This is a genomic window from Acinetobacter chengduensis, assembly GCF_003664645.1.
GTDB lineage: Bacteria > Pseudomonadota > Gammaproteobacteria > Pseudomonadales > Moraxellaceae > Acinetobacter > Acinetobacter chengduensis.
Genome location: NZ_RCHC01000046.1, coordinates 1 through 5,427 on the forward strand (window position 1 = coordinate 1; position 5,427 = coordinate 5,427).

Annotated in this window: 8 protein-coding genes and 1 pseudogene; 3 read left to right on the forward strand and 6 right to left on the reverse strand. The window is 36.3% G+C overall.

The annotated features are described in order from the left end of the window. Window positions 1–575, reverse strand: a 575-nt coding sequence (locus D9K81_RS17900; protein ID WP_235831059.1) for a MobA/MobL family protein, incomplete at its 3' end; no start/stop codon positions are given. 297 nt (window positions 576–872) lie between these two features. Here D9K81_RS17900 and D9K81_RS17905 point away from each other — a divergent pair. From D9K81_RS17905 to D9K81_RS17910, 3 genes are all read left to right on the forward strand, one after another. Then, window positions 873–1,280 carry a conjugal transfer protein TraD gene (locus D9K81_RS17905; protein WP_121523992.1) on the forward strand — a complete coding sequence of 136 codons (408 nt, stop codon included), beginning with the start codon at window positions 873–875 and terminating at the stop codon, window positions 1,278–1,280. A gap of 57 nt (window positions 1,281–1,337) precedes the next feature. Then, entirely contained in the window at window positions 1,338–1,514 is a 177-nt protein-coding gene (locus D9K81_RS18510; protein ID WP_167561098.1) for a YdcA family protein, read from the forward strand. Window positions 1,515–1,575: 61 nt separating this feature from the next. Further along, complete coding sequence (locus D9K81_RS17910; protein ID WP_121523994.1) at window positions 1,576–2,307, forward strand: hypothetical protein; 732 nt, start codon at window positions 1,576–1,578, stop codon at window positions 2,305–2,307. Between the two features lie 778 nt (window positions 2,308–3,085). Here the strand turns inward: D9K81_RS17910 and D9K81_RS17915 are convergent. The 5 genes and pseudogenes from D9K81_RS17915 to D9K81_RS17935 form a co-directional block, all read right to left on the reverse strand. Then, complete coding sequence (locus D9K81_RS17915) at window positions 3,086–3,892, reverse strand: hypothetical protein (protein WP_121523996.1); 807 nt, start codon at window positions 3,890–3,892, stop codon at window positions 3,086–3,088. Window positions 3,893–4,019: 127 nt separating this feature from the next. Beyond that, window positions 4,020–4,235 (reverse strand): hypothetical protein, encoded by a 216-nt coding sequence (locus D9K81_RS17920; protein WP_004910663.1) that lies wholly within the window; start codon window positions 4,233–4,235, stop codon window positions 4,020–4,022. Beyond that, window positions 4,225–4,521, reverse strand: a complete 297-nt coding sequence (locus tag D9K81_RS17925) for a BrnT family toxin (protein WP_004910660.1) — start codon at window positions 4,519–4,521, stop codon at window positions 4,225–4,227. The genes D9K81_RS17920 and D9K81_RS17925 overlap by 11 nt, the downstream gene beginning before the upstream one ends. A gap of 69 nt (window positions 4,522–4,590) precedes the next feature. After that, entirely contained in the window at window positions 4,591–5,091 is a 501-nt protein-coding gene (locus tag D9K81_RS17930) for a hypothetical protein (protein WP_087554584.1), read from the reverse strand. Beyond that, window positions 5,088–5,427 (reverse strand): annotated as a pseudogene (locus D9K81_RS17935) (MobA/MobL family protein); the annotation flags it as partial. The gene D9K81_RS17930 and the pseudogene D9K81_RS17935, both read right to left, overlap by 4 nt.

Below are 5,427 nucleotides of genomic sequence, written 5' to 3' on the forward strand. Positions count from 1 at the left end.
CTGTCAATTTGGTGTTTTTCTAAATGGCTGTTGCATAAATCTGCCCATCTTTGGCGTAGGTCTTTAATATCGGTTTTTCGTTCCTGGTAACTCTTACCTGTATTGTCTTTTTTAGCTCCGCCACGTTCAGGATTTTTGCTGTTATAGCGTTTGAAATATTGCTCCGGATCTCGTTCGATTCCATCTTGCAGACGTTCATTAAACATGAGGTGGACGTGGGGCTGATCGTTGCCGTCCATTGCTTTAGGGTTATGAATCGCAAACTGATACGGATATTTTGAGCCAATTTCTGACTGAATGAAGTCCTCAACCAGTTCTAGGCGTTGCTCGGCATTCATCTCTCTAGGCAAGGCAATTTCATATTCTCGATAGGTACTGCCATTTTTGCGCTCGTAAAGGTCGGCTGCTTCCCAAAAGGTAATCGGATTATGTTCAGCCCATTTAGGCATGTTTCCATAATCGCTATGTTCAAGGTCGGTTTCTGCATGTTCCTGTTTCCGTTTCTTTTCTTCATCCCGATCAATATATTCGGCATGCGGTGCTGCTTTTCCTGCTTTACCAACTTTGACACTCAATCGAGCAATTGCCATAAATTATCCTTGAAGCTTTTTAGTACTTCTTTTTTTCATTCAATTTTCAATTGAACGAAAAAAAGAAGTTTCAGGGTTTTAGGGATGAAGTCCCTAACGTGCTTAGGTTTCTCAATGAAATTGAGAAACGTCTAAGCGCGCCATCAAATTTTTGATGGAAGTGCAGGCGACAATCTCTAGAACGACTTTAACAAAATTACGTTACTCGAACGTAAATATTTTGTTATCGTTCTTTGAGTATTGAGCCTGTACTTTTGCGGTATCTGTATTAAGGAATTGAATATGAATAATGAATGGCTATCTGAAAAAATCACCTATATTTCTGCTTTAAAGAATCCGAGTGATGCTCAAAAACTTTTATTGGAATTAGCCAAAATCCAATACCGTACTCCAGACCAAGAGAAAAAACTGAATGCCTTGATCAAGGCTGAAAAAGCCATAGATCGAGCAAATAAACAAAAAGTAGCGGTTAGAAAATTACTGAATGCAGAAAAGGAAGCTGAACGCAAAGCTCGTACACGTCACCTCATCCAATTAGGCGCACTTTTTGAGATTGCAAACTTAGATCAGCGTGACCCAGCCGAATTACTTGGAATTTTGCTTAAAACTGCTGAAATCGACCCGAATGATATGAAATGGCAGATTTGGAAGGATTTAGGACAAGAAACTTTAAATCAGCGTAAAAAATAAAGTTTTAGCTATAATTAAGCACTTAAATTAAACAATTCTTTAATTAATGGCATGAAAATGAAAAAAGTTCTTTTAGTAATACTATCAATAATCATAGCTCAACCAGTTTTTGCAGGTAAAGGTAGACAACCCTGTTCAGGAAAAAAAGGAGGCATTAAACACTGTACCGTTGATAAAAAATTTATGTGCAATGATGGAACTATTAGTGCTTCAAAAAAAGTATGTAATAAGTAGTTGAATAAATTAAAACTTTATAAATTATAATTTAACTTAAATAGATCAGTGTAAAGGCTATATGGAAACCATCAGTACTCTTGCAGGCTTATTCTTATTTGCTGTTTTAATAGCAATGATTATAGGTTTAATAAACCCTCGTTGGATTAGTTTAAATAAAAATAAGCTATATACACGCAAACAAATCAGTATTTACGGTTTCATTGCTGTAATAATTTTAACAGCAATTGGAGTATCTACAGCTCCAACACCTATAGAAAAAACAGAAGCTACAAATAACTCAAATACTGAAGAAAAAGCTAAACCTGTTAAAGAAGAAATACAGCCTGTCGTAACTGCTGAAGCTACACCTGATCTAAAAGTAACACCTGAAGAACTACGCAATAAATTTAATGAAAAGTTAAAGAGTATTGATATTCCAAATCTTAGACCATTGGCAGAATTCTCTATAAAAGAAGGTAGTGTCAAAAATACATTTACTGAGAATATAACTTCTGGTGTATCAATGGTTGGTACTGTAAATAAAAATGGAAAAATAGATTCACTAACAGTAATTTATGATAATTCTGAACCTGAAAAAGAAGGGGCATATTTCCTAATTATTTCAGGATCATTAATACAAATTATTAGTAATGATAAGGATGCACCTAAACAAGTAGTTGATGTCATACATAAAGCAGTTGAAAACTATGACAGCAACGACAGTAATAACCATAAGGTGATTAACGATATTAAATACTCTGCAATATCTAATAGAGCAACAGGAACTTGGTTCTCTATAGAACCTAAATAGCCTAAGCAGAATACTAGGTATATTAAAAAGCATCTACCTAATTCCCCTAAAAACAAATGCTCTCAACTTCTCAACTCGTCTCCAAAGCGTCGCACTTCGTGCTTTGGCTTTGGAAACGGTTGAGAGAGTTTCGGCAATACTTTCCCTAAAGGCGGTCATTTAAAAAAATGACACATCCTTTAAGTATTGCCGATTTACCGCATATTCTTTTGGCTTCGGAGCCACGTATATCGGTCGTATCCGCACATAGTTTTGCTGACTATGCAGACAAGGACTAAAGGTCTTGCACCTTCTCCCACACGCTCCCTGTCGAAGTATGGCGATATCTCTGCGAGGGTTTCCCCAACATGCAACTTAACCGACCTATACAACTACTTCCAACGCTCCGCCTTTGTGAGAATCCCCTGTAAGCGGTTTAGCCTTTCGACTATCGCTACGTTGCACCAGTGACACTTATTCCCTCCACATGCAACGCATGCCAATCCGTAAAACGGACACGCAGAAGCGGGCAAAGCTCGATCTATGATGCTTATTTGATGATTTAAAACACTGATTAACGAAGACTTATCATTTTGAGGCTTGATCTAAACACTGTTTATTGTAAAAATAGAGTTCAGGTACAAAAGCCTTTGGTGAAATCATAACGGTCGCTAAACCTTATGATCTTCGTTACTTGATGTCTCACCATCAAATAACTGCGTACCGCTGAATTTACTTGAAAACCCCTCTAAGTTGCAAGACTTAGGGGGATTTTTCTTTATAATTTACAATTACAAACTTACTTATCCTTATTTAAAGCAAATTTTCGCTTCTTAATCACTGTAATCGCCTTTTCTTGTGGAGCCATATTTTTCTGAATGGCGACCTGCTTCTCTACTGGTGCAGCACTATTTTCAATAGGCTTTGGATTAGATTCTTGAGGCTTCGAGCCTGTTGATTTTTGCAGAGTTGCCTCTTTTTTCTTAATTTTTATATAAATTTTATATACGACCCTATTATGCTCTTTGATCTCCTTATTTTTACTCTTTATTTTTTTATATTGTTCTTTAAAGGGTCTTATAAAGTTTTGGACAGTTGATAGTAGTAAAGCTTCATCAGGGTGTATATCTGCTAATGTCTTTGGTGCTTCACTTTGTACAAAATCAATAAAATTTAAGGGAAATTTTTCAATAATCTCTGGAGTAGCAAAACTTACGAAGTTATACCCTTGATAAGAAATTACAGCGTAATTCGTATCCTGTTTAATCGGATGTTTGATATATCCCTTTACTGTCGCTTCTCCTTGATCCAATAGCTTTTTTAGATAGAAATCCTTGATGTGATTCTCTAACAATCTACTTTTTCTATAAAAATTAATCTTATTGTTAATCTCTTCTCGCTCTGCTATTTCATCAAAAATATTTAACTTCTGACTAAATTCAACAAATTTAGCATGATGATATTCAGCAAGTTTAGAAGTCCAAATTAAGATTTGTCCAAGATTATCAGGCTGAATAATCTCAATATCGTTGAAATCAAGTTTTTTCATTAGTGCAAGTTCTTCATGCTTGAACTCTTTCCTTTCCAAACTTGACTGTTTCAACATAACAACTTCTTTAACCACGATGTATCCTTCAAAAACTATAAAGTAAAAGCTCATTTGGTATTCATACCAAATGAGCTTTCTAATTAATCAATCAAACATTAAAACAAAAAAGGGAGGTCATACCTAATCAAGCACGTTTCAATGCCATAATATGGCGAACCATATCGTTAATATGCTGTTTTGTTTCATCATCCTGTGAACTTAGCCATGTTACAACATCGGCATCAAAAGCCTTTGCTTGAGCTATGGCATGACGTTCTTGCAATTTCTTCACAAAATTAGGCTTAACCAATGGCGCATTGGTAGGATCAAAATTTTTATAGCGTTCTAATTCATTTTGCATTGCTGTACCTCCGCTTTTGGTAATGTGATGGTTCAAATGCGGTAATAATTCTCGCAATATCTCCACGTTCAACCCAAACCACTGTTAGCAGTCTACCACGATTGCTTAAACCAACGGATATGAGTCGCTGTTCATCATAATGTCCAACATCATCAAAAGAAGTTAGCGCAGGATCAAGAAAGATACTACAAGCCTCATCAAACGTAATTTCACGCCCTCGATAGACTAATTCCATTTTTTGGTCATGCCATTCAAATAACATGCCGTAATATTCAATCAATGGCATGAGTTTCTTTTTCCTCTCGTACAATTGAAACTAAGTCAGAATTCTTCTTTAGCATAAGAAATATTCTTATTATTTGGGGTCGATAACACATAAATCATTATTTTTTGAATAATTGCATTGGTCTTTCATTATTCTGACACAAGGCTTAGATTCTTCTCCAACGGTACAACTTCGAATATCAAGCTGAATACCATCCTGTCTTAAACTTTCGATTTCAGAAATATTTTCAAGCGGTTTGATATAAACACTAAATAACCAAATGATACCAAGTATAAAAATAGTAAAAGTGCCTAAAATAATAGCTATCAGCTTCCATGAAAGTTGATCGCTAGATGATTCAATCGAGTTTTTTAAACGTCCAAGTGCTTTAGCGGTCTTGATAAGCTCCGCTGTTCCCTCCTGTAAGCCCGTATTTAGCGATTTTGATACGGTGCTATGGGTTTGCCCTGCGATGACCTTCTGAATGCGTTCTTCGGTGATTTGAAGCTCTTTAACAGCCTGATTGACGAGGTTCTGCTGTTGTTCTGCAACTGCCATCAGTGCATATAGCTTTTTTTCATCAGGTGTCATCTGCTCATTCCCTTATAACTCATGGTTTTCTGTTGCTCTCGTTCTAGTTTCTGCTGTTCTTTGTACTGCTGTAAGGCAAGCTGTTTAAAGTTGTCAAAATCAGCCTTAAAGCTCTCAATACCCTGTTTAATTTCTTTGTCTGAAATTGGGCTGTCTTTGAGGTCTTTCATGTCTTTTTTCGGGTCGCCTAAATCTAGTCGTTCAAGCTCTTTATAGGCTGTTCGTGACTGTTGTAGGGCTTCCCTGATTTCAGGGTCTTTGGCTTGGCTTGGTAACATTTTTTTTTCGGGTTCTTTCTCTATGCCTTGCTCTTTGTAGCTTCGCATATCAATACGG